This is a genomic window from Duganella radicis (genome assembly GCF_009720825.1).
Classification (GTDB): Bacteria; Pseudomonadota; Gammaproteobacteria; order Burkholderiales; family Burkholderiaceae_D; genus Rugamonas; species Rugamonas radicis.
In genome coordinates this window covers 1-23884 of the sequence record NZ_WNKY01000023.1, presented here as the reverse complement: position 1 = coordinate 23884, position 23884 = coordinate 1, and the positions used below count along the sequence as shown (strand labels likewise).

Genomic DNA, 23884 nt, shown 5'->3' with positions numbered 1-23884 from the left:
CTGTGGTTCCCTAAAAGTGAGTTAAACACAATGCTGATTGTTGCTGTTGCTTGGATCTACGTAGTCGGCCTGATGGCGTTGACGGAAACTTCCATCGTTGCGGGAATTGTAACGTTTTTGTTCTATTGCGTGCTGCCCTTGGGTACCTTGATTTACATCGCCGGAACCGGCAAGCGTAAAGCGCGGCGGCGTGCCGCCATGGAAAAAGACCGGCCGCCGGCGCAATAAGTTCATTTGATCCAGATGAGGGTGGCCTGGCGGCCGGTGACGCCGTCGCGGCGGTAGGAATAGAAACGGCCGGAATTGGACACGGTGCAGAACTCGCCGCCGTGCACTTCCTTGACGCCGGCCCGGTGCAGCAGGTAACGCGCCAGGCCGTAGATATCGGCCAGGAACTTGCCCGGCTTGTCTCCGATGACGCTGAACGCCGCCTCCACATGGCGCACATCGGAGGCGTCGCGCGCGCCGTGCAGGAAGGCTTGCTTGACGTCCGGCCCAACCTCGAACTGGTACTGGCCGATGGCCGGTCCCATCCACGCCATCAGCTCGCCGGCGCCGGCCGCACGCATCGACTCCACCGTATTTTCCAGCACGCCGGCAGCCAGGCCGCGCCAGCCCGCGTGGGCGGCCGCCACCGTCCTGCCCTGCTTGTCGCAGAACAGCACCGGCAGGCAGTCTGCCGTCATGATGGTGCACACCTTGCCGGGCATGGTGGTGAAGCAGGCGTCCGCTTCCGGCACCTGCTGCGGTTTCACGTCGGCCAGATTGGCCACGGCGGTGCCATGCACCTGCGACATCCAGACCGGTTCGTCCGGCAGCTGGGCACGCACAATGGCGCGGTTGTGCGCCACATTGTGCGGCTGGTCGCCGACGTGGGTACCCAGATTCAGGCCGCCGCTGCCCATGCCGTCGTCATACGGCGCGGGGCTGACGCCACCGCGCCGGGTGGTGGACAGCGCACCGATATTGTCTGGCAAGCCCGGCCAGTGCGGGATCAACCATTGCTGCTGTATCGACATCAATTGTCTTTCGGTTCCTCAATGCCGGCACGGACCAGCAATTCGGCAAAATCATCGGCCAGCGGCACCTGCCATTCGCATTGCTCGCCGGTGGCCGGATGCACCAGACCCAGGCGGCGCGCTTGCAGCGCCTGACGCGGGAAATAATCGGCCAGATGCTGCTTGCCGTACACCGTGTCGCCCACCAACGGGAAGCCGATCGACTGCATGTGCACGCGGATCTGGTGGGTGCGGCCGGTTTCAAGGCGGCACTGCACCAGCCCGACGGGACGGCCCTCGCCCAGCTTGCCGCTGGCCAGCAAGGCATAGTGCGTGATCGCCGGCTTGGAGCCCATGCCTGTCGAGACCGCCATCTTGACGCGGTCGCGCGGGTGGCGTCCCATCGCAGCGTCGATCGTACCACTGATGCGCGGCGTGCCCCACACCAAAGCGTAGTACTCGCGCTTGACGGTGCGGGCGGCCAGCTGGCGCACCAGGTCGGTCTGGGCCGGCAGCGTCTTGCCGACCACCATCAGGCCGCTGGTGTCCTTGTCCAGGCGGTGGACGATGCCGGCGCGCGGCACGCCGCTCAGCTGCGGGCAGTGGTGCAGCAGGCCGTTCAACAGCGTGCCCGACCAGTTGCCGGCGCCCGGGTGAACCACCAGTCCGGCCGGTTTATTGATGACAATCAGGTGCTCGTCTTCAAAAACAATGTTAAGTTCCATCGGTTCGGGCTTAAAAGCCTCGTCTTCCGGCTCCGGTTGGGGCAGAATGACGATCTTCTCGTCGCCGTAGACGGTGTCCTTGGTGCTTTTGGCGGTTTTGCCGTCGACCGTGACAAAACCGTCGGTAATCCAGGTTTGCAGGCGGCCGCGGGAAAATTGCGGGACCAGGCCGGAAATCACTTTATCGAGGCGCTGGCCGCAGTGTTCGGGGCTCAGTTCGAGTTCGATGGGCGCCAGACCGTCGTCATCGTCATCGTGGAGCGCCAGTTCGGCGTCGGCATCGTGTTCGGAGGAAGATTCGGCCAAATTCGGCTTTGCGTTTAATATCACGGTAATCCTATCGGCTATAATTAGCCTCGTAAAACTTTGGTTAAACAGTTTCTTGCAAAAGATATGCAAAAAAAATTATCGGTAGTCGCAGCAACAGTAGTTCTGCTTGGTTTGTCCGGTTGTGGCCTTTTCTCTGAAAAAGCCGACGAAACAAAAGGTTGGAGCGCTACGAAATTATACTCGGAGGCGAACGAAGAACTGGAAGGCCAGCACTACGAGCGCGCAATTCAGTTGTTTGAGAAGCTGGAATCGAGCTATCCATTCGGCACCTACGCCCAGCAGGCGCAGATGAATATCGCTTACGCCTACTACAAATCGCAGGACCAGGCCCAGGCGCTGGCGGCGGTCGAGCGCTTCATCAAGCTGCACCCGAATCACGCCAATGTCGATTACATGTACTACCTGCGCGGCCTGATCAACTTTAACGACCAGGTCAGCTTCCTGAATTTCATTTACGAGCAGGACGCCACCGAGCGCGACCCCAAAGCCACGCGCGAAGCGTATGCGGCCTTCAAGGAGCTGGTGACCAAGTTCCCAGAGAGCAAGTATACCCCGGATTCGCTGGCGCGCATGCGTTATCTGATCAACGCCATGGCGTCGTACGAGATTCACGTGGCGCGCTATTACTACCGTCGCGGCGCCTACCTGGCGGCGGCCAACCGCGCCATGGGCATCATGAACGACTTCCGCGACTCGCCGTCGATCGAGGAAGCGCTGTTCATCATGATCCGCAGCTACGACAAGCTGGGCATGACCGAACTGCGCAACGACACCGAGCGCGTCTTCAAGCTGAACTACCCGAACTCCAAGTTCCTGGATGAAGGCAAGAAGGCCCAGCGCAAGTGGTGGAACTTCTGGAGTTCCAACGGTTCGATGTAAAGCCGAGTAAAAACCGGGACCGCAGTCCCGGTTTTTTATTCCGCCAGCTTGCGGCGGAAGATCCAGGTCTTGTCGTCGGAAGCGTCCGGCACGAAGCGGTAGCCGTCGACGTCGAACTTCTTCAGCTTGTGCGGATCGGTGATGCCTTTCACGGCAGCGTAGCGCGCCATCAGGCCGCGCGCGCGCTTGGCGTAGAACGAGATGATTTTGTATTTGCCGTTCTTGAAGTCCTCGAACAGCGGCGTGATCACCGGCAGGCCCAGCGCTTTCGGCTTGACCGACTTGAAGTATTCCTCGGACGCCAGGTTGACCAGCGTTTCAGCGCCCTGCTCGCCCGCCGTCCTGTTCAGCGCCTGGGCGATGGTGTCGCCCCAGAAGTCGTACAGGTTCTTGCCGCGCGGCGTGCTCAGGCGGGTTCCCATTTCCAGCCGGTGCGGATGAATCAGATCCAGCGGACGCAGCATGCCGTACAGGCCGGACAGGATGCGGATGCGCGATTGCGCATAGTCCAGCTGGGCCGGCTTCAGGGTGCGGGCGTCAAGGCCATCGTAAACGTCGCCGTTGAAGGTCATCACGGCCTGGCGCGCGTCGCTGGTGTCCTTGGTCCAGGAGGCGTAGCGCGCCACGTTCAGCGCCGACAGGTTGTCGGACAGGTCCATCAACTCGCCCAGCTCGGCCGGGGAAAACTCGCGCAAGCGGTTGATCAGCAGTTCGGAATGATCAAGAAACGACGGTTGGGTGTGCAACCGGGTGGTTGGCGGGGTCTCCAGGTCGAGACTTTTTGCCGGGGAAAGCACTATCAGCATAAGATTCCAAAAAACATTTTCACATAACTAGCCTACATGATACCTGTTCCAAAGAAAGTCGTTATCGACACCAACGTTTGCCTCGACCTGTTCGTGTTCAACGACCCGCGCTGGGCCAGGCTGGTGGCCGACATCGAGAGCGGCGCGGTGCAAGCGGTCACGCGCTCGGACTGCCGCGACGAGTTCAACATCGTGCTGCATTACAAGCATCTGCCGCTGGACGACGACAGCCGCCCACTGGCCGCCGCCCGCTTCGACCAGCTGATCAAGGTGGTGGCGCCGCCGGAATCCGGCGTCAAGCTGCCGGTGTGCAGCGACAAGGCCGACCAGAAATTCCTTGAAATCGCCCGCGACGCCGGCGCCGAGGTGCTGATTACCAAGGATAAGGCGCTGCTGAAACTGGCGCGCCGCCTGGCTCGCGAGGGCATGTTCAAGGTCATGTTGCCGGAGAAGTGGATTGCGATAGAATAGGCCATCTGCCCACTACGCTTCCACCATGAACAGCCGCACCAATCTGCCGATGACGCCCGCCCTCACCACCCGCCTGCCGGCCGTTGGCACCACCGTGTTCACCCGCATGTCCCAACTGGCCGTGCAATCGGGCGCCGTCAACCTGGGCCAGGGCTTCCCTGACTTCGGCTGCGAGCGCAGCCTGATCAGCGCCGTCAACCACGCCATGCAGGCCGATTTCAACCAGTATCCGCCGATGAGCGGCGTGCCGGTGCTACGCCAGGCCATCGCCGCCAAGATCGCGGCGCTGTACGGCCATGAGTATCACGTTGACAGCGAGCTCACCGTCACCGCCGGCGCCACGCAGGCGCTGACCACCGCCATTTTTTGCTGCGTCCATCCGGGCGACGAAGTGATCGTCATCGAACCCGTGTACGACAGCTATGTGCCGGCGATTACGCTGGCCGGCGGCGTGCCGGTGCCGGTGGAGATGGAAGTTGGCGCCAACGGTTACAGTGTGCCATGGTCCAGGGTGGCGGCCGCCGTCAGCGGCAAGACGCGCCTGATCATCATCAACACGCCGCACAATCCGACCAGCACCGTGCTGCGCGCGGCCGACATGCAGGCGCTGACGGACATTGTGCAAGGCACCGACATCCTGATCCTGTCGGACGAAGTCTACGAGCACATGGTCTACGACGGCCACCGGCACGAATCGGTGAGCCGCTATCCCGAACTGGCGGCGCGCGCGTTTGTGGTGTCCAGCTTCGGCAAGACCTATCACGTCACCGGCTGGAAGATCGGCTACGTGGCCGCGCCGGCGCCGCTGATGGCGGAGTTCCGCAAGGTCCACCAGTACAACGTGTTCAGCGTGAACACGCCGATGCAGCACGGGATCGCCAGCTACATGGCCGATCCCAAGCCCTACCTGGAACTGCCGGCGTTCTATCAGCGCAAGCGCGACCTGTTCCGCGACGGTTTGAACAACACACGCTTCGAGTTGCTGCCGGCCGACGGCACCTACTTCCAGTGCGTGCGCTACGATAAGATATCGACACAGGCGGAAGCCGAATTCGCCGAGTGGCTGACCACCGAGATCAAAGTGGCCGCCATCCCGGTATCGGCTTTTTACCAGCAAGGCAAGGAGTCGGGCATTGTGCGCTTCTGCTTTGCCAAAAAAGATGAGACCCTGGCACTCGCATTGGAGCGGCTGGGCAAAGTGTAGATCGGGATCACAAAATGTCCGAGACCAATCAACTGCAATCGCCGCTGGAGGCGCCGGCGTTTGCGGAACCCACGCCGTCGGTGCTGCATCAGCTGAACCTGTGCAACCGCGAGCTGGAGCGCCTGCTGCACAACCTGCGCAACGAGCACAATGCCGAACGCGAGATCCGCGACATCGCGCGCGAGGTGATCCGGGCGGTGTCCATCAATCCGGACATCGCGCTGGCTTGCATTTTCCTCAGCCAGATCAACGGTACGTACGCCGTGCGGCACTGCATCGAGACCGCCGTGGTGTGCGTGGTGGTTGCGCGCGCCATGGATCTGGATGCGGGCAATACGTTGACCGTCACCGCCGCGGCGCTGACCATGAATGTCGGCATGCTGCGTCATCACGAAACCTTCCAGAACAAGAACACGCCGCTGACCAGCGAGGAGATGGCCATCGTGCGCCGCCACCCGGAGGAAAGCGTGGACATGCTGCGCTGCGTGGGCGTGGAGGACGACGATTGGATTTCCTGCGTGCTGATGCACCATGAGAATGATGAAGGCAGTGGCTATCCGGCCGGCATCGCCAGTCCGGAGGTGACCTTGAATGCCAAGCTATTGAGTCTGGCGGACCGCTACTGCGCGCAGGTATCGGCGCGCAATTACCGGCGCTCCCTGCCGCCGTATCAGGCCTTGCGCAATCTGATCGAGGATAAGGTGGCGCCGGTCGATCCGGTGCTGGTGCAGTACTTCCAGCGCGAGCTGGGCGATTTCCCGCCGGGTTGCGTGGTGCGCCTGACCAGCGGCGAGATTGGCGTGGTCAGCCAGCGGCTGGCGGGCGGCGACGGGCGTGGTATCCATTGTCTGCGCGATGCGGCGGGCGGCGTGCTGCGGCCGGCGGCGCAGCGCCGTACCGGCGACGAGGGCTGCTGCATCGCCGAATCCTTGAGCGAGGATCAGGCCTCGATCCGCTTCAGCATGAAACAGATCTGGGGCCCGCAAGCCAGCCTGTAATCAGCGCGAGAGTTGTTCCAGCTTGCGGTCAACGAAACCGCGCAATTCCGGCGTCAGGCCGCTGGCGCTGCGGGCGCGGCTGAAGGCTTCGCGTGCTTCCGGCAGATGCTGGTCGGCTTGCAGCGAGATCCCCAATCCCATCCACCAGACGGCGTTTTGCGGCGACAGTTGCAAGGCGTCGCGATAGTGCTCGGCCGCTTCGGCATGACGCTGTTCGCGTTGCAGCACGCCGGCCAGGAAGGCATGATAGTCGGGACTATTGCCGGCGTACGGCAGGGTCTTCATCAGCGTATCCAGCGCCGGGCCACCCTTCTCCAGTTGCAGGCGCGCCAGCACCATGGCCAGGCCCGGCTGACGCGGATCAATGCCGAGCGCCAGACGCAGCTGACGGATCGCGTCATCGGTGCGGCGGTTTTCCAGCAGCAGGCTGACATAGGTCTGGCGTGCCGCGTCGTTGCGCGGATCCGTTTCGACCGCCTTGTCGAGATCTGCCAGCGCCGCGCTCACGCGACCTTCCTGCAACGCCGCCAGCGCGCGGCGGTAACTGTTTTCCGACGCCTGCTTGGGCGTCAGCTCGCGCACCACCACGCCTTCCGTCGGTTCGGCGGCGGCGGGCTTGGCGGCGCGTACCGGGGCCGGACGTTCGGCACGTTCTTCACGTGCCACATGGTCTGCCGCAGGACGCTTAGGCTTGATCTCGGGGGCGGCAGCTGGAGCGGCGGGCTCCGGTTTCACCTCGGCCACCGGCGCCGGTTCCGCCGGCTTGGCATCCGGCTTGGCAGCCGCTGGCGGCTCCTGGAAGCGCGGGCGATCCAGCACGCGGCTGTCGCTGACTTTGGTCATCTGCGGCACCGGCGGGGCCTTGTGCGCCTGCCAGTACTGCCAGCCATACCATCCGCCGGCCGCCAGCACCAGCACACCCACCGCCGCACCGCCCAGCAGCAAGGGACGGCGGTCGCGCTCCATCACCGGCACGGCTTTCACTTCCTCCTGCTGCAAAGCCGAGGCGTCGCCACCGCCGCGCGCATCGAGGTCCTGCAACATTTTATTAATCAGGCTCATTTGGTCAACGCCCAGGTCAAGCCGCACGCGGCGATCAGCAGGCTCACGCCGGCCGCCATCCACGTCCAGCGCAAGCCGCCCTGCGACGCCACCGTATCGCTGGCCGCCAGATTCACATGACGGCGCGTCACTTGCTGCTTGCCCTCGCCGTAACACAGCATCAGCGCCTTGTTGGCCATGATGTTCACCAGGCGCGGAATGCCGCCGCTCGACTTATACAAGCCGGCAATCGCGCCACGGCTGAACAAACGCCCGCCCGCATAACCGGCCACGCGCAGACGGTGCGCCAGATAGTATTCGATATCGTCGCGCGACAATGGCCCTAGGTGGTAATGGAAAGTGATGCGCTGCGCCAGCTGGCGGATCGAATTCGCCTGCAAATGCTGGTTCAATTCCGGCTGGCCGAACAGCACGATCTGGAGCAGCTTGCGCTTCTCGGTCTCCAGATTGGTGAGCAGGCGCAAGGCTTCCAGACTCTCGGTCGGAATCGCCTGCGCCTCGTCCAGCAACAACAAGACCTGCTTGCCTTCGCGCGCCAGCTCCATCAGCCGGTTCGTGATCGATTTCAGCAACTGGTGCTGGTCGACATCGCGCTCCAGCGACACTTCCAGCTCATCGGCCAGGGCCAGCATCAGGGTGCGCGGTTCCAGATACGGATTCGGAATATACGCCGTCACGAAATCCGGCCCGATGGTCGAGATGAATTTACGGCACAGCAGCGTCTTGCCGGTGCCCACTTCGCCGGTGATCTTGATGAAGCCCTCGCCGCTCTTGGCCGCCACCAGCAGGGTATTCAGCGCCTCCTGCGAATGCGGGCTGGTGAAGAAGTAGCTGGTGTCCGGCGTGATGCTGAACGGCGCCTCGCGCAGGCCGAAGTGTTTGCTGTACATGGTTAATTCCGCCCCTTGGCGCGGCCCGGATCGAGTTCCTTCATGCGGCGGCCGCTATCCAGCAGATCCTGATTCCAGTCCGACGACGACTCGATCACGGTCGGCTTGATCAGCACCACCAGTTCGCGTTTTTGCACCACCTCGCTCTTGCTGCCGAATAGCGCACCGATCACCGGCACGCTGTTCGCGCCCGGCACGCCGGAGCGGTCGGTGGTGGTGGCTTGGCGCATCAGGCCGCCGATCGCCACCACCTGGCCATTCTGGCCGCGCACCATGCTGTCCATCTCGGACGTGGAAGACGCCGCCAGCGGCAAGGTGAAGTTGCCCAGCGAGCCCAGATTCAAGCCCTTGTTGATGGTCGACACCTGGCTCACCGATGGGTGCACGTGCAGGATGATGTTGCCGTCTTCATCAATCTGCGGCGTCACATCCAGCACCACGCCCGAGAAGAACGGTTGCAGCGTCACGGTCGGCGAGCTGACGCCCGCGCCGGTGCCGTTGGTGGTGGTGGTGGTGCTGACACCGGTCACGTAAAACTCGTCGGTGCCGATTTTCAGCAGCGCTTTCTGGTTGTTCAGCGTGGCGATGCGCGGGCTGGACAGCACGTGCACCGTGCCCTGCCCTTCAAGGAAAGAAATCAGCGCGGCGAAATTACTGGTCTGGAAAGCCATGCCGAACAACGTGCCCGCCGCATCGGCGGCCGCGCCCAGCGTGCTGCCCGGATTGGAATTGATGCCGGCCTTGCCGACGCTGCTCAGCGAAGTGCCAAGCGGCCCCAGCGTGGTATCCGGCTGCACCGTGCCGGCCGAGAAGCGGTTATTGCCGCCGGCCGCAAACTTGCCGAACGCCGCCCAGTTCACGCCGCTCTGGAAGTTGCTGTTCAACTCCACTTCCAGGATCTTGGCTTCCAAAATCACCTGACGGTCGACTGACAGCTGGGTGGCGCGCAGGTACATGTCCACGTTGCGCAATTCGTCCGGCATGGCGCGGATCACGATCACGCCCGACTGCGGGCTGATGGTAACGCTGCGGCCATCCTTGCCGATTTCCACCAGCGCTTCCAGCGCCGTCTTCAGCTCCAGCCAGAAATCGCTTTCGGAGCGGGTGGAGACGTTGGCCGAGTCGCGCTGGGATTGTGTACCGGTGCCATTAGGATTGCTCGGATCGGAGCCGTTGTTGCCGCCGCTATTGTTATTGTTATTGTTGTTTCCACCGCCGTTGTTGCTCTGGTTGCCGCTGTTGCTGGTGCCCGCGTTCGCCACCGAGGTCGACGACACGCGCAGGCTGGACGCGCCCTTGCGGATCGCCGTCAGGTAGTTAATCTTGAACATCTTGGTCTGCATGGTCAGCGGACGGATGTAGATTCGCGTGCCCTCCACCTTGTAGTCGTAGCCATACAGTTCGCGGACCGCGTCCAGCGCCTCGAACAGCGTCACGTCCTTCAGGTTGGCGGTGATATTGCCGGTCACCTCGGGATTGATCAGCATGTTGTAGCGGGTGCCAGCCACGATGGAATTGTAGAACTGCTGCACCGGCACATTGTTGAACGAAACGTTGAAGCGCTCATCCAGCACCGCGCGCGCTTTCGGCAACTGGTCGGCAAACTGCGACACCGGCGGCAACAAGGCGCTGTTGACGGCGTCATTCTGGGTGGCGGCGGCCGGCTTGGCCGCTGCGGCGCTCACCTCGTTGTTGATCTTGTCGTAGGTGTCGCGCGTGGACGGCGTCTGGCAGCCGCTGAGCAGCATGGTCGTCACGAGGGCGATGGTCAGAATTTTTTGCATGAGCGTTCTTCGTTTATTTAGCCGCCGGTTCCGGGAACAGCGTCAACACCTGTTTGTTGCGGCCGTTTTGCAGCACGACCTGATTCTTGCGGACTTCCACCAGCACCGCACCGTTAAACTTTTCACCCTTGCGCACCGTCTGGCCGTCGATCACCGCCACCTGGCGGCCGTGCGAACCGATCAGCACCGATTGCAGCTGCGGGCCTTTCGGCACGACAGGCGCATCGGTGGCGGCGGCCGGCAGCAGGCGCGATTCCGGCGGCGGCTGGGTCGGGTCGACCAGCGTTTGCGCCCGGGCCGCGCCGGCCAACAGCAAGGCGATGCAGAACAGGCGCTTCATAGCTTCATCCATTTCCGGTCCAGGCTCAGCGTGTACAGGGTCAGCGTCAGGCGCGAGTTCGGGTACTGCTGGGCGTCCAGCTTGGCCTTGCCCCAGAACAGCTGCACCGGCAAGGATTCCAGTGCATCCATATAATTGACCATGTCCAGATAACTCCCTTGCAGCACGATTTCCACACCGTGGCGATACAGCAGCTCGCGCGGCTTCGGCGGTGGCGGCGGCGCGGCCGGCGCGGGACCGGCCGCGGCGCCGGCGACCGGGGCCGGTGCGGCGGCGGGCGCGGCCGGCTGAGCCGCTTGCGCCGCCTCATTCAGGCCGGTCACCGGCAGGGTCTTCATCGACATCAGCTTCAGCTTGCCGTTACCGCGCAACAGATGCTCCAGCAGCGGCGCGATCTTGTCCGGCGCTACCAGGCCTTTTTGCACCGCCATCAGACCGGCGCTGGTGGTGTCGATTTCACGCCGTACCGCTTGCAGCTTCTCGCGTGTGGCGGCGTCCGGATCGATCACAAAACCCTGCGCCATGGCGGTGATTTCCATGTCGATGCCGGCGATCTGGTTTTGCTGCTGCTTGATCTGGGTGCGCAGCGCCTTCTGCTTATTCAACAGCGGCTCGGCCGACACGGTGTACAGCAGGAACAGGATCGACGCCACCACCGCCACAAACACCATGGCGCGCTCGCGCAGCGTCATGGCGTCCAGTTTGGTGCTCAGCTTAATCCATTGTTGCAGCAGCTGCTGTTTCATTTGGCGGCCTCCTGCACAGTCGATTGCAAGCTGAACTCCACGAACGGCGAGGCCGCCGGGGCCGGTGCCAGAGCTGCGGCATTTGGCGCCGCTGCGTTTGGCGCCGGCTGTGGCGCTGCCGCACTCGGCGCCACAGCCGGCGTGGCCAGCTCGGTAGCGCCGGGCCGCGCGATGTCCAGGCTGGCAAAGGTCTTGCCACGCATGACGCGCTCGCCGGTCAGGCGGGCGATGTAGTTCGGGATCAGCGTGGCCTGCATGGCCCTGCCCTGCAAGCCGATGTCATTGCCGGCGCCGTTGATGCTGACGCCGGTCAGCCACAGGCCGCTAACGTTCTGGCGCGAGAACGCGCGGAAGTATTCCGCATAGCCGGCCGTATTGCCCAGCGCGCCGCCTTGCAGCACCGACGACACATCGTGCAGCGACTTCAACTCCACCTCGGCCTCCTGCACTTGCGCGGCCAGCGCCGGGTCCTTGGTGCGCGGCGCGAACTGCGCCTTGGCCTGCGTCAGACGCTGCTCGCGCTTGGCCAGCATGATCTTGCCGGTCTCGGCTTCGTTTTCCAGGTCCGCCACCTGGCGCCCCGCGTACCAGTTCAGCAGCAGCGCGCCCGCCACGATCACGCCCAGCGCCTCGGCCATCGGCAAGGCCGTGAAAATCTTCTTCTGCTTGAGGAAGATGGGATTGAAGAGATTGATCTGCTGGCTCACAGATGCACCTCCTCATGCCGCAGCGCCGCGCCCAGCGTCAGGAAGAAACGCTGCTGCTGCGCGGCATCCTGCAATTCCGGCGCCTTGCTGAGGTCGAACACATCATCCAGCGTCATGGCCTCCACCGGCATGTACAGGTTGGTGGCCAGGTGCTCGTGCAAACCCTCGGCACCGGTCGGCGCCAGCAACAGCTTGAGCACGTTCACATAACTGAACTGACGGTCGAAGTGATCGAGCGAGCGTTGCAGCTCCAGCGTGATCTTGTCGAAGCAGGCATGCTGGCGGTCGGAATCGCGCTCGCGCAACTGCTCCAGCGTGACGTCGATGCGGCGCGACAAATACAGCTCGGCCTTGTAGGTGATGGTCAGCAGGCCGCCGTCGCTGTCGAAGGACAGCATGGCCAGGCCGCGGCCGTCGGTTTCCAGCAACGCCGAGATATTCCGCTGCGCCATTTCCGGAATGTCGATCACGGTCAGGCCCAGCTTGGCCTCCTCGAACAGGGTCTGGCGCGACTGAATCAGCGTATTGCGGGCGGCGATCGCGAACATGGAGTGGCCACGCGCGGCGTTGCTGGCGTCCACCGGGATGTCGAGCACGTCAATGGTGGCGTCGTCGACGTGGAAGTCGAGCATATCCTTCAAGCGCCAGCGCACCGCGGTTTTCAATTCGTCTTGCGGCACGTTGGGGGCGTCGACCATCAGCAGCTGGTACTCGCCGCCGCTGAGCATGGTGCCGCAGTTGTAGCCGCCAGCCTTCAGGTCCTTGTTGAGTTTGTCGAGCGCTTCGGGCGAGAAGCTGGCGTCGGACGGATAGAAGGCCGAGAGCTCCACCAAGGCCTTGGCATCGCGCCGGCGCTGCACGCGGCCCGCACACACACCGTCCCTCAAAAAAGTGACAGTGAGCCAGCCATCGGTTTTTTTAGCTCTCTTGAAGAAGCCCATAGATCAACACACGAGGTTTACGCGCTAGATGATTGATTATATTCAAGTTGCACGCATTTATATGCTCAGAATGGCAATGATTCCGCAAAAATACACACATTTCCACACAGTTGCGACTTTAAAGCTGCGCCGTGATCACCCGCTGTACATAGTCCGGCCCCGGATTGGCCGCCGGACACGGCGGTTGATTACAGGCCGTGACCGTGATCCGGAAGTGGCCGGCAGTGGGATCCGTGCCGCTGGCCACGCCGAACCCTGCCACCGGCTGTGTGCATTGGATGGTGACCGAAAACGCCGACAACGTCCCGGGCGGCATGGCGAACTGGATCGGCGCCACCACGCAATTCAGGTTGCTGGCCGGCGTGCCGGCACCGCCCGGTTGCGCGGTGAACAGCGCCCATTCCATGCCGGCCTTGGCGGCCAGGTAGGCGCGCGTGCCTAATTCATCCTTGACGGCGGCGTCCTTCTGTGAGGTGTTCAGCGACACTACAGCCACCGCCAGGCCGGCCAGCACCACCAGCAGGAAAATCGCGGTCACCAGCGCCAGCCCGGTTTGTTTGCGTGTCGTCTTCATGGCGTATTGTCCACGTGGATTTGATGGACCAGCGTGACCGTTTCCAGCCCGTTGGCCGCGCCACCGGTGCGCTGACGCGCCAGCGATAGCGTCATGCCGATCAGGCCGTTGTTCAGGCTGGCCGATTGGGTGGCGCTGAAGTCGCATTCCAGCACATTGGTGGCTAGCAGCGGATTGCCTCCCACCGCCGGTTGCGGTTGCACCGCATCGAATGTGCTCTGGGTGATGCGCGCCAGCGTACCGGTGCCATTCGCGTTACCCTCGCAACGGAACGTGACCGGGGGAGTGATCACGCTAAACCGGTGGTCCGGCGACGCATTGGGCGTACCACCGGCAGCGACCGCGAATGGATTGCTCCCCAGCGTGACCACCCGGGTCAGGTTGTTCACGCCAGTGATGCTGGCGACGTTGGCGCCGGTGTAGGCGTCCGCGCCGACGATGCTGTTGCCGAGGTTGTAGATGGCGATGAAGTCGTTATTCGGCACAATCGCGGCGGTGCCGATGGGCAGCGGACCCACCACACTGAATGTGTTGGCTGCCACCGAGGTGAAGCTGAGCGGCGTACCACTGGTGGTGTTGTCCTCCACCGCTAGATACTGCCCGCCGGCCTTGGTCGGAATGAACTGCACGAACCACACGCCGTTGTTGAAGGTAGTGCGAATGCTGTTGGGCAGCGCGCCGCGCAGCTCGCGCGCCATGCGGCGCAGGGCAAGATCGGCGGCGTCGCTGAGATCGGCGCGGGCGGCGGCGTCGACGTAGTTCTGCACCGGCTGGCGGATGAACAACACCATCACGCCGGCCAGCACGCCGGTCAGCACCATGACGATGATGGCCTCCACCAGCGTGAAGCCACGCTGTCTGAGAGTGTATGTGCGGACGGTCTTCATGGCAGCAGATTGGGCGCGTAGCGCGTGCGATAGGCATCCAGTTCGACAAAGTCGTTGGCGCCGGTGCCGTAGGTGGTGCGCACGGTGATACGCAAGGCGTTGAGATTGTTGGCGTCGGAGGTGATGGTGCGTCCGACCGGCCCCAGTGCGCCGCCGGCTGCGCCGTCCAGATAGTTGAGCGTGACCGTGGTGGTAATGCCGCCCAGCGCCATATTGCCCATGGTAGCCAATGCGGTATTTTGGCCGAGCGGGCGGCCGTTAATGTCGACGTCCACGCCGTTGGTCATAAAAGTGCGCCGGGGCGTGCCCGCCGCGCCACCATAGTTGGCGACGTTGCCATAGGGCCGGCCGCCGGCGGGTATGCCGATCGTCAATTGCTGGCCTGGGGAGCAATTGGCCTGTGCGGCGGCAGTAGCCGCGTTGGGGTCGCTCGGGTCGCAGTAAGTAAAGCGGGCCAGCAGCACTTCTTCCATCAGGGCTTCGGCGATCATCAAGGCTTGCTTACGGCGCACCGGGTCGGCGCTGCTGCTGCCGCCGATGTTGAGCACACCCATGATACCGGCCGCCGCCGCGCCGACGATGACCATGAAAATCACCAGCTCAATCAGGGTCAGGCCGGATTGGCGGCGGATCGGCTTAGTAGACATAGCCGGTTTCCGGTTCGATCGTCACGCGGTAGGCGCTGGTGCCGCGCGTGAAGGTCAGGATCATACGGGTAAAATGGGAGGAGCCCAAGACGTCGCTGGCATTGTAGGGTCGGCCAAGGCCGTCAAAATAGAATACGCCGCCGTTGCCGAATTCGGGACGGACAGTGTCGCTGGTGACGACCACGTTAGCGTTGGGGCGGGCTTCGCACATCCAGGTGGCAATGTAGGCGCCGCCGAGGGTGCAGTAAGCGCGGGTGGCGGCGCTGCCGCTGTTGCTACCGCCCGGCGCCGGAGCCAGCGCACCGTTGCCGCCGCAGTTGTTCAGGTAGCAGACCGCGAAACCGCCCGGCTCGGAGCGTACGAACACCGCACGGTTCTGCGTGATGGCGAGCTTTTGGGCGTAGCGGATGATGGTCTTGGCCTGATCGGCGTAAGCGCGGTTTTCGAAGGTCGTGTTATCGGCAAACCGGGCATAGCCAATACCGCCCAGAATGCCGATCAACACGATCACAGTGATCAGCTCCACCATCGTGAAGCCGGCGCATGCGCGGTTAAAGCGTGCGGGCCGCGAGAACATAAACGCAACCAGCACGCGCTGGGGATCAGCAGCCCGCAGTATTGGCGGTAAAGGTAATAACCGGCTGCGCGTTCACCGCAGTAGGTTCAGCATAGTTGATGAAACAAGTCAGGGCACGAGTAGTACCCGCAACGCTGTTAGGTACAATCGAAACGCTGTTGGCCGCAGCCGCCGGCGCGGTACCGGTAGCAGTGGTGCCTGCCGGGATGATGGTGTAGTCCGTCGTAGTGATACCGGAAGCCGCGACAAAGCCAGCATCGGCACGAGGATAACCCGATGCCACCGTAGTAGCAAAGGTAATGACCTGTCCTTCATAGGTCACGGTCGCATTCTGCGGATTGATCAGCCACTGCCCATGCGCCATTGAAGCTGTCGACATGAGGGCACCCCGCGCTGCTTGCAGCGCAGCGACACGAGCATCATTCCCCAACGTGGAAAAACGCGGCAAGGCGGTGGCGGCGAGGATGCCGAGGATGACGATCACTACGATCAATTCGATCAGCGTGAAGCCGCCTTGGGCTTGTTTGCGCATTGCGGTCAGTGCTGGCTTGTTCATTTGTTTCTCTCCAAATCGTCTAAGAAGGTTAGTCCTTAACTTGCTCAAAGGCCACACCTTCGGGTTCTGGTGTGCCTGACGGCTTGGCGGGGCTATGGGGCAAGCGAAATAATTTTACCTTGAATTTCAAACGTTTCGATTGAGCATCTCCAAAAGAATTTCCGTTATTTAACAAATAAATCAGACTTTTATCAGTGCGGTTAAAACACCAATTTCCCTCGCCAATGTCCTTGTCATCCGGCTGAAATAATTCGCCGACGTAATTGGCCGGTTTGTTTTTTAATAAATTAAACGGATTTTCTTCGGCCAAAAACGTTAAATCGCTGCTGCGTCCGGGCAATTTGGTTTCGGCCACCTTCATTTCTAAGGCGGTGCGCACGTTCGCCACCGTCATCTGTACGGCCACCCGCTCCGCTTCGCCTTGGTAATACCATATCCGTTGTAGCAGCAATCCCAACAAAATGCCGATCACCGTCACCGCCACGGCAAATTCCAGCAAACTGGCGCCCCGTTGTTTCGCCGACACAAACGTTGCCAAGAAAGTCACGATATCCCTACGAACGATGGAGGGCGGCCTTGCCCAGATCCCAGATCGGCAGGAAGATGCCCAGCGCCAGTACCAACACCATGATGCCGAGGAAGACAATCAGGATCGGCTCGATCTGCGCCGACAAGGTCTTCAACTCATAATCCACCTCGCGTTCATACATCTGCGCGATCTCGTCCATCAGGTCATCGATGGAACCGCTCTCCTCGCCCACCGCGATCATCTGCAACACCACCGGCGTGAACACATTGGTGGCCGCCGCCGTGCGCAGGATGCTGTCGCCCCGCTCCACGCCGTCGCGCATCTGCTCTACGCGCGCGGTCAGATAAGCGTTGTCCACCGTCTGCGCCACCACCGACAAAGCCTGCACAATCGGCACGCCACTGCGGCTGGACAGCGCAAAGCTGCGGGCAAAGCGCGCCATGGTGGCTTTCAGGATGATCTTGCCGGCCACCGGAATCCGCAGCTTGAACTTATCCCACTGGTACAGCCCCTTGGGCGTACCGATCCACGCGCGGAAACCCCAGATGCCCAGCGCCGTTGCCGTCGCCAGCACCGGCCAGTAGCGCACCGTGAAGTTGGAGGTGCCAATCAAGATCCGCGTCATCAGCGGCAGCTCGGTATTAAACTTGGCAAACACGCCGACAAACGCCGGAATCACGAACATATTCACCACGACCATGGCGATCACCATGGCGATCACCACAAAGGTCGGATAGCGGGTGGCGGTCTTGACCCGCTCGCGCATGTCGCGGTCGAACTCCAGATGGTCGAACAGGCGCAGGAACACTTCCTCCAGCCGGCCGGTCATCTCCCCCACCCGCACCATCGACAGATAAAACGGCGTGAACACCTCCGGATGGCGGCGCATGGCGGCCGACAGTTCGCGGCCCGAGTCCAGCGACTCGCGCAAATCCTTGATCACCTTGCCGAACGCCTTGCTCACCGCCGATTCCTGCAAACCCGCCAGCCCGCGCATGATCGGCACGCCCGACTTGAGCAGGGTGTACATCTGACGGCTGAACAGCTGCACGTCCATCGACGTGACTTTCTTCTCCAGCAGCTTGGCCCACCAGGTTTCGCCATTGTCGCTCGTGGCTTTTTTGGTAACGACAATCTCGATCGGCGTCACGCCCGTATTGAATAGCTGATCGGCCACGGCGCCGCTGTCGGCCGCCTCCAGCACGCCTTGCATCAGCTCGCCGCGCGCGTTGCGTCCCTTGTAGGCAAAGAATGGCACTGGTTAGTCCTCGACCTGGTTACTGATGCGCATTGCTTCCGACACCGTGGTACGGCCCTGGATCACCAGCGCCACCGCATGCCGGCGCAAGGTTTCGCCGGCCATCTGCGCGGCCGCCACTTTCAGGAAGTTGGCCGGATCGGGATCGTTGGCCGCGTCCACCACCGCCCGCGTCATCTCCAGCAGTTCGTACACGCCGGTCCGGCCGCGGTAGCCCATGCCGTTGCAGTGCGAGCAGCCTTTGCCGTGGAAATAGCGGCCCTTGTCGACCTTGTCGTTCAGTTCCAGGCTCAGCCACTCGCGCTCGGTCGGCGTCAGCTCGTACGGCGTGGTGCAGCTTTCGCAGATCACCCGCACCAGACGCTGGGCCAGCACCGCTTGCAGCGACGACCCCACCATGTAGCGCGGCACGCCCATGTCCATCAGGCGCAGCGGCGTGCTGACGGCGTCGTTGGTGTGCAGCGTCGACAGCACCAAGTGACCGGTCATGGCGGCGCGCAGGCCGATGGCGGCGGTTTCCTGGTCACGCATCTCGCCGACCAGCACGATGTCCGGGTCTTGCCGCAGCGCCGAGCGCAGCACGCGCGCGAAGTTCAGTTCGATCTTGTCGTTGACCTGCACCTGGTTGATGCCGGGCAGGCGGTATTCGACCGGGTCTTCCACCGTGATCAGCTTTTTCTCCACCGAGTTCAGCTCGGCCAGCGCGCAGTACAGCGTGGTGGTCTTGCCGGAACCGGTCGGCCCGGTCACCAGCACCAGCCCGTTCGGCCGCTGGACGATGGCGCGGAATTTCTCCAGCACGCCGCGCGGCATGCCGATCGCGTCCAGCTTCAATTGGGTGCCGCTCTGGTTCAGCAGACGCATCACCACCGATTCGCCATACTGGGTCGGCATGGTGGAGATACGCACGTCGATACGCTGGTTCTTCACGCGCACGGCAAAGCGGCCGTCCTGCGGCAGGCGTTTTTCCGAGATGTCGAGGTCGGACATCAGCTTCAGGCGCAGCGCCAGCGAGGGGGCGATCTTGATATCGGCCTCGGTTTGCAGGTGCAGCACGCCGTCGATGCGGAAGCGGATTTGCAGCCGGCCTTCCTGCGGCTCGATGTGGATGTCGGAGGCGCGCACCTGCGCCGCGTCGTCAAACACCGATTGCAGCAGCTTGACCACCGGCGCTTCTTCGAGGTTGGGATTGGCCGCCGCCAGCGCGCCGAAGTCGACCGAGACGTCGCCCAGATCCTGCTCCAACTCGCGCGCCAGGTCGGAAATATCATCGGTGCGGCGGTAGATGCGGTCGATGGCCGCCATCACCTCGGTCTCGTTGACCACCGCCAGTTCGATGTTCTGCTTGACGATGCGGGCGATCTCGTCATACGCGAACAGGTCGGTCGGATCGGACATGCCGACCAGCAGCGCGCCGTGGCGGTCTTCCAGCACCAGCGCGCGGAAGCGACGCGCCTGGGTTTCCGGCAGCAGCCGCACCAGTTCCGGATTGATGTTGAAGAATTTGAGATTGAGATAGGGGATGTTCAGCTGCCGCGCCAGCGCGCCGGCGATCTGCTCCTCGGTCACGTAGCCGTTCTCGACAAACACGCGGCCCAGCTTGCGTCCGCTGCGCTTTTGATCGGCCAGCGCCAGCCCCAGTTGCTCTTCCGAGAGCAGCTTTTGCTGCACCAGGATTTCCCCCAGCCGGACTTTTTCTGGCCTCGACATTCCGCGACTCCTTAAGATTCTCACTAAAACTTGCGGCCATTCTAGTCCAGAAAGCGGCCACAACGCGAGCCAAGGTGTCGCTTTCTTGGGACGGATGCGCTACAGTGTCGGCCATGATCCTCCCCGCCCTGCGCTTCCAGCAAGTCACCAAACGCTACGGCACGGCCAGCGTGCTGCGCGGCGTGGACCTGGAGCTGCGCGCCGGCGAGTGCTTCGGCCTGGTCGGCGTCAACGGCGCCGGCAAGACCAGCCTGATCAAATGCCTGCTGGATTTCTGCGCGCTGGACGGCGGCAGCATCGAGATCTTCGGCCAGCCGCACCACCAGCCGGCCGCGCGCCAGCCGCTGGGCTTCCTGCCCGAACGCTTCACCCCGCCCTATTATTTGACCGGCGCCGACTTCATCCGCTATCTGCTAACCTTGCAAGGACTGGCTTATCAGCCGGACGCCGTGCACGCCATGCTGGCCGCGCTGGACCTCGATCAGGACGCGCTCAAGCGCACGGTACGCAGCTATTCCAAGGGGATGACTCAAAAGCTGGGCCTGGCCGCCTGCCTTCTGGCACGCAAGCCTCTCTATATATTGGATGAGCCGATGAGCGGACTGGACCCGAAAGCGCGCGCGCTCCTCAAAGAGCAGCTGCGCGGCCTGCACCGGGGCGGCGGCACGGTATTCCTGACCTCGCATGCCCTGGCCGACGTGGACGAGCTGTGCGACCGCATGGCCATCCTGCACGACGGCGTGATCCGTTTCAGCGGCACCCCGGCCGAATGCCGCGCGCGTTTTGGCGCGAAGACGCTGGAACAAGCCTTCCTCACCTGTATCGCATGACGCCTGACGCCACCACGACCATGTACCAATCCCATTTCGGCCTGCGCGAATCGCCCTTCAACATCACGCCCAACCCGGCGTTCTTCTATGCGGGGAACGCGCGCGGCGATATCCTGGAGGCGCTGCTGTACGCGGTCGGCCAGGGCGAAGGCATCATTAAAGTCACCGGCGAGGTCGGCACCGGCAAGACCATGCTGTGCCGCATGCTGGAAAGCCGCATGCCGCCGCACATCGACGTCATCTATCTGGTCAATCCCAACCTCAATCCGCTGGAAGTGCAGCATGCCATCGCCGCCGAGCTGGGCTTGCCGACCAGCGGCCTGCGCGCCGACGAGGTGCAGCGCGGCCTGCATGCCGAGCTGATCGCAAGGCACAGCGCCGGCCGCCAGGTGGTGTTGCTGGTCGAGGAGGCGCAAGCCATGCCGCTCGACACGCTGGAAGCGATCCGCCTGCTGACCAACCTGGAAACCGCGCGCAGCAAGCTGCTGCAAATCGTGCTGTTCGGCCAGCCGGAGCTGGATACGCATCTGGAACTGTCCAGCATGCGTCAGCTGAAGGAACGCATCACCCACAGCTTCAGGGTGCCGGCCCTGCAGGCCGACCTGACCGGCGACTTCCTGGCGTTCCGCCTGCGCGCGGCAGGCCACGAAGGCCCCGCCCTGTTCAGCCCGGCCGCCGCCAGACTGATCGCCGAGGCCTCGGAAGGCATCGTCCGCCGCATCAACATCCTGGCCGACAAGGCGCTGCTGGCGGCGTTTGCCGACGATGCCGACACGGTCGAGGCCAGCCACGCGCGCCAGGCCATTTCGGAATCGCCATTCCGCCGCCGGGGCGGGCGCCTGCCGCCCCGCGCTGTTGTTATAGGGGGCGCGCTGGCCTTGATTTGCCTGTTGCTCCTTGCGGCGGCACGGAATTTGTAAGATCATGCCAGCTATAATTGCAAAAGCACAACAAAAATCTGCGACCTGAACCGATGAAAATAATGCGCACTCCCTTCGTCCCCGTGGTTTGCAGCGTCTTGCTGAGTGCTTGCGCCAGCCATCCCATCACGCCGTCCCCGGCCCACATCAGCGAGCCGCCGCCGGCCGCCGGCGCGATTCCCGAGCCGGTCCAGCAAAGCATCGCGCTGCCGCCGCCCAAGCCGGCCGCCAAGGTCGCCACCTACTCGGTGACGGTGCACAAGGTGCCGGTGCAGTCGCTGCTGTTCGCGCTGGCGCGCGACGCCGGCCTGAACGTGGACATCCACCCCGGCATCGACGGCCTGGTCACGTTGAACGCGCTGGACCAGAGCCTGCCGCAGCTGCTCAACCGCATCCAGCGCCAGGTCGACATGCGCTATGAAATCAACGGCGAAACCCTGACCGTGCTGCCGGACACGCCGGAATGGCGCAACTACAAGGTCGACTACGTCAACATCGCGCGCAGCACCGCCAGCAGCGTGAATATCGCCACGCAGATTTCCACCACCGGTGGCGGCGGCGATAGCAGCTCCAACCCGGTGCAGGCGTCGCAGCAGCAACTGCAGTCGACCAGCAACAACGTCAATGTCAATGTCACCGGCGGCGCCAACAGCCAGAACCAGCAGGGCCAGTCCGGCAACAACGGCCCGGCCGCCAACGGCACCAACAACTCCACCACGGTGGTGAACAACCGCTCGGACAATAATTTCTGGTTTAACCTGGAAAAGAATATCCGCGACATGCTGCGCGCGACCAATATCAGCGACAACCCGATCGATCCGCTGGGCGGCCAGCAGGCGGCGCAGCCGGGCGGATTGCCGGCCAACGGCTTGGGCCAGCCGGCCGCGCCGGCGCCGGCCCTGAACCTGGGCGGCTTGCAACAGGCCAGCAACGCCAATCGCACCAATTCGGTCATCGTCAATCCCGAGGGCGGCCTGATCGCGGTGCGCGCCACCTCGCGCCAGCATGAGAAGATCCAGCAATTCCTCGACCTGGTGCTGGGCGCGGCCAAGCGCCAGGTGCTGATCGAGGCCACCATTATTGAAGTCAAGCTGAGCGACTCCTACCAGCAGGGCATCAACTGGTCCAGCCTGACCAGCAACAGCAACCTCAAGCTGACCCAAGGCCAGGTCGGCGCCCTGCCAAGCGGCGTGACGGTCGGCTCGACCCCGGGCATCTTCCTGCTCAACTACACCAACCCGACCAGCCGCCTCGGCAGCGTGGCCGCCACCATCCAGTTGCTGGAATCGTTCGGCAAGGTGAAGGTGCTGTCCAGCCCGAAAATCAGCGTGTTGAACAACCAGACCGCGCTGCTCAAGGTGGTCGACAACAACGTCTTCTTCTCGATCAAGGTGACGCCGGCCATCCTCAACCCCAATGGCGGCGTTACCACGCCGGCCACCTATGAATCGCACCTGGAAACCGTGCCGGTGGGCTTTGTGATGAGTGTGACGCCGCAGATTTCCGACAACGACGAGGTCACCCTTAACGTGCGCCCGACCATCACCCGCGTGGTCGGCAAGGTCAGGGACCCGAATCCGGCGCTGGCCACCGCCAACGTCACCAGCGAAGTGCCGGTGATCCAGGCGCGCGAGCTGGAATCCATCATGAAGGTCAACAGCGGCCAGATCGCCGTGATGGGCGGCCTGATGCAGGATTCCATCGACAACGCGCGCGACAGCGTGCCGGTGCTGGGCCGCATTCCGCTGCTGGGCGATCTGTTCTCCTACCGTAACGAGAACACCACCAAGACCGAGCTGGTGATTTTCATGCGGCCGGTGGTGGTCAAGGACGCCAGCATCAATGGCGACTACAAGGATTACCGCTACATCCTGCCGGGCCAGACCGCTCCTGAATCGAATCCCGTTCCTAAGGCTAATGGATCATGAGTCTCCTGATGCAAGCGCTCAAGAAAGCCGAGCGCGCAAAACAAAACTCGATCTCCGACGAGGAGCTGGATAAACCGTCGGAAGCCTTCGACGAGATTCTGGCGCTGACGCCGGAACCGGCGCCCGCCGCCGCGCCAGCCCCGGCGCCGGCCAAGCGCGAGTTCAATCTGGATAGTCTGAGCCTGGAACCGATGTCGGACCAGCCGCCGCCGCCGGTGGCGGCCAGCCTGGAGCCGCGCCCGTCGCCCAGCCCATTGCCGGCCGCCAGCGACCATAAGGGCCCCGGCCTGACGCTGGACTTCGCCCCCGATCCGTCCGCGCCGGCCAGCCCCGCGACTGCGGCGCCGGACGACACGCTCGCCTTTACCCCGGCCGCCAAATCCGGCGCGGCTGCGGAAGCGTCCGCGCTCAGCCCGGCCGGCGCCGGTGCTTCGGCGCCTGGAACCAGCCCATCTGGCGCGGATGCCGACGCGATGGCGTTCCGCACATCTGGCGCCATCGCTGGCGCAGCCACGGCGTCGGCCAGCCAGGCCCGGCCAAGCCCGGCCTCGGCCGGCGGCGCGACCGGGCATGGGCCGGCCGCCGCA

General features: G+C 63.2%; 26 protein-coding genes and 1 pseudogene. 9 read left to right on the top strand and 18 right to left on the bottom strand.

The genetic code is table 11. The features are described from left to right. Positions 1-30 precede the first annotated feature (30 nt). A complete protein-coding gene (locus GM676_RS19430; RefSeq protein WP_155465541.1) occupies positions 31-228 on the top strand; it encodes a hypothetical protein in 198 nt (65 codons plus the stop codon). Between the two features lie 2 nt (positions 229-230). On the opposite strand, the gene pgeF is transcribed toward GM676_RS19430, so the two are convergent. Both pgeF and GM676_RS19420 read right to left on the bottom strand, forming a co-directional pair. Continuing rightward, entirely contained in the window at positions 231-1019 is a 789-nt protein-coding gene (gene pgeF / locus GM676_RS19425) for a peptidoglycan editing factor PgeF (protein ID WP_155465540.1), read from the bottom strand. Beyond that, the gene (locus GM676_RS19420) at positions 1019-2029 is read right to left on the bottom strand and encodes an RluA family pseudouridine synthase (RefSeq protein WP_155465539.1); all 1011 of its coding nucleotides are present in this window, start codon (positions 2027-2029) and stop codon (positions 1019-1021) included. Before GM676_RS19420 ends, pgeF begins: the two co-directional genes overlap by 1 nt. An 87-nt stretch (positions 2030-2116) precedes the next feature. Here GM676_RS19420 and GM676_RS19415 point away from each other — a divergent pair, with 87 nt between their 5' ends. Beyond that, positions 2117-2932: an outer membrane protein assembly factor BamD gene (locus GM676_RS19415; RefSeq protein WP_155465538.1), complete on the top strand. Its 816-nt coding sequence runs from the start codon at positions 2117-2119 to the stop codon at positions 2930-2932. Between the two features lie 35 nt (positions 2933-2967). Here the strand turns inward: GM676_RS19415 and yaaA are convergent, their stop codons facing one another. Further along, a complete protein-coding gene (gene yaaA / locus GM676_RS19410) occupies positions 2968-3738 on the bottom strand; it encodes a peroxide stress protein YaaA (RefSeq protein ID WP_155465537.1) in 771 nt (256 codons plus the stop codon). 36 nt (positions 3739-3774) lie between these two features. On the opposite strand from yaaA, the gene GM676_RS19405 reads away from it, so the two are divergent. From GM676_RS19405 to GM676_RS19395, 3 genes are read left to right on the top strand one after another with little or no spacing between them, the layout of a single operon-like run. Further along, the gene (locus tag GM676_RS19405) at positions 3775-4209 is read left to right on the top strand and encodes a putative toxin-antitoxin system toxin component, PIN family (RefSeq protein WP_155465536.1); all 435 of its coding nucleotides are present in this window, start codon (positions 3775-3777) and stop codon (positions 4207-4209) included. A 25-nt stretch (positions 4210-4234) separates the two neighbouring features. After that, the gene (locus tag GM676_RS19400) at positions 4235-5413 is read left to right on the top strand and encodes a pyridoxal phosphate-dependent aminotransferase (protein WP_155465535.1); all 1179 of its coding nucleotides are present in this window, start codon (positions 4235-4237) and stop codon (positions 5411-5413) included. A gap of 14 nt (positions 5414-5427) precedes the next feature. After that, positions 5428-6411, top strand: a complete 984-nt coding sequence (locus GM676_RS19395; protein ID WP_155465534.1) for an HD-GYP domain-containing protein — start codon at positions 5428-5430, stop codon at positions 6409-6411. Here GM676_RS19395 and GM676_RS19390 read toward each other — a convergent pair whose 3' ends face one another. From GM676_RS19390 to GM676_RS19320, 15 genes are all read right to left on the bottom strand, one after another. Beyond that, positions 6412-7473, bottom strand: a complete 1062-nt coding sequence (locus tag GM676_RS19390; protein ID WP_155465533.1) for a tetratricopeptide repeat protein — start codon at positions 7471-7473, stop codon at positions 6412-6414. Further along, positions 7470-8363 carry an ExeA family protein gene (locus tag GM676_RS19385; RefSeq protein ID WP_155465532.1) on the bottom strand — a complete coding sequence of 298 codons (894 nt, stop codon included), beginning with the start codon at positions 8361-8363 and terminating at the stop codon, positions 7470-7472. Before GM676_RS19385 ends, GM676_RS19390 begins: the two co-directional genes overlap by 4 nt. Before the next feature lie 2 nt (positions 8364-8365). Further along, on the bottom strand, positions 8366-10147 hold the full coding sequence (mshL, locus tag GM676_RS19380; protein WP_155465531.1) for a pilus (MSHA type) biogenesis protein MshL: 1782 nt from the start codon (positions 10145-10147) through the stop codon (positions 8366-8368). Positions 10148-10160: 13 nt separating this feature from the next. After that, positions 10161-10487: an MSHA biogenesis protein MshK gene (locus tag GM676_RS19375; protein ID WP_229262773.1), complete on the bottom strand. Its 327-nt coding sequence runs from the start codon at positions 10485-10487 to the stop codon at positions 10161-10163. After that, on the bottom strand, positions 10484-11233 hold the full coding sequence (locus GM676_RS19370; protein ID WP_155465529.1) for a type II secretion system protein M: 750 nt from the start codon (positions 11231-11233) through the stop codon (positions 10484-10486). The genes GM676_RS19375 and GM676_RS19370 overlap by 4 nt, the downstream gene beginning before the upstream one ends. Next, a complete protein-coding gene (locus GM676_RS19365; RefSeq protein WP_211923265.1) occupies positions 11230-11940 on the bottom strand; it encodes an MSHA biogenesis protein MshA in 711 nt (236 codons plus the stop codon). Before GM676_RS19365 ends, GM676_RS19370 begins: the two co-directional genes overlap by 4 nt. Then, the gene (gene pilM, locus GM676_RS19360) at positions 11937-12815 is read right to left on the bottom strand and encodes a type IV pilus biogenesis protein PilM (protein ID WP_371866299.1); all 879 of its coding nucleotides are present in this window, start codon (positions 12813-12815) and stop codon (positions 11937-11939) included. The genes GM676_RS19365 and pilM overlap by 4 nt, the downstream gene beginning before the upstream one ends. 184 nt (positions 12816-12999) lie before the next feature. Next, entirely contained in the window at positions 13000-13455 is a 456-nt protein-coding gene (locus GM676_RS19355; RefSeq protein ID WP_155465527.1) for an agglutinin biogenesis protein MshP, read from the bottom strand. Beyond that, positions 13452-14342 (bottom strand): type II secretion system protein, encoded by an 891-nt coding sequence (locus GM676_RS19350; protein WP_155465526.1) that lies wholly within the window; start codon positions 14340-14342, stop codon positions 13452-13454. The genes GM676_RS19355 and GM676_RS19350 overlap by 4 nt, the downstream gene beginning before the upstream one ends. Further along, positions 14339-14989 carry a type IV pilus modification PilV family protein gene (locus GM676_RS19345; RefSeq protein ID WP_155465525.1) on the bottom strand — a complete coding sequence of 217 codons (651 nt, stop codon included), beginning with the start codon at positions 14987-14989 and terminating at the stop codon, positions 14339-14341. The genes GM676_RS19350 and GM676_RS19345 overlap by 4 nt, the downstream gene beginning before the upstream one ends. Next, positions 14979-15566 (bottom strand): pilus assembly FimT family protein, encoded by a 588-nt coding sequence (locus GM676_RS19340; RefSeq protein WP_267875646.1) that lies wholly within the window; start codon positions 15564-15566, stop codon positions 14979-14981. The genes GM676_RS19345 and GM676_RS19340 overlap by 11 nt, the downstream gene beginning before the upstream one ends. Positions 15567-15591: 25 nt before the next feature. Beyond that, complete coding sequence (locus tag GM676_RS32805) at positions 15592-16122, bottom strand: type II secretion system protein (RefSeq protein WP_155465523.1); 531 nt, start codon at positions 16120-16122, stop codon at positions 15592-15594. A gap of 28 nt (positions 16123-16150) precedes the next feature. Beyond that, positions 16151-16669 (bottom strand): hypothetical protein, encoded by a 519-nt coding sequence (locus tag GM676_RS19330; RefSeq protein WP_155465522.1) that lies wholly within the window; start codon positions 16667-16669, stop codon positions 16151-16153. Positions 16670-16676: 7 nt separating this feature from the next. Further along, complete coding sequence (locus tag GM676_RS19325) at positions 16677-17909, bottom strand: type II secretion system F family protein (protein ID WP_371866298.1); 1233 nt, start codon at positions 17907-17909, stop codon at positions 16677-16679. A gap of 3 nt (positions 17910-17912) precedes the next feature. Further along, positions 17913-19619 (bottom strand): GspE/PulE family protein, encoded by a 1707-nt coding sequence (locus GM676_RS19320; RefSeq protein WP_155465521.1) that lies wholly within the window; start codon positions 19617-19619, stop codon positions 17913-17915. Positions 19620-19732: 113 nt separating this feature from the next. Between GM676_RS19320 and GM676_RS19315 the strand changes: the two genes are divergently transcribed. The 4 genes and pseudogenes from GM676_RS19315 to GM676_RS19300 all read left to right on the top strand — a co-directional run. Continuing rightward, positions 19733-20449 carry an ABC transporter ATP-binding protein gene (locus tag GM676_RS19315; RefSeq protein WP_155465520.1) on the top strand — a complete coding sequence of 239 codons (717 nt, stop codon included), beginning with the start codon at positions 19733-19735 and terminating at the stop codon, positions 20447-20449. Then, a complete protein-coding gene (locus GM676_RS19310) occupies positions 20446-21369 on the top strand; it encodes an ExeA family protein (RefSeq protein WP_229262772.1) in 924 nt (307 codons plus the stop codon). The genes GM676_RS19315 and GM676_RS19310 overlap by 4 nt, the downstream gene beginning before the upstream one ends. Positions 21370-21431: 62 nt before the next feature. Then, positions 21432-23297: a pilus (MSHA type) biogenesis protein MshL gene (gene mshL / locus GM676_RS19305; RefSeq protein WP_229262771.1), complete on the top strand. Its 1866-nt coding sequence runs from the start codon at positions 21432-21434 to the stop codon at positions 23295-23297. Next, a pseudogene (locus tag GM676_RS19300) lies at positions 23294-23884 on the top strand (tetratricopeptide repeat protein); the annotation flags it as partial. The gene mshL (GM676_RS19305) and the pseudogene GM676_RS19300, both read left to right, overlap by 4 nt.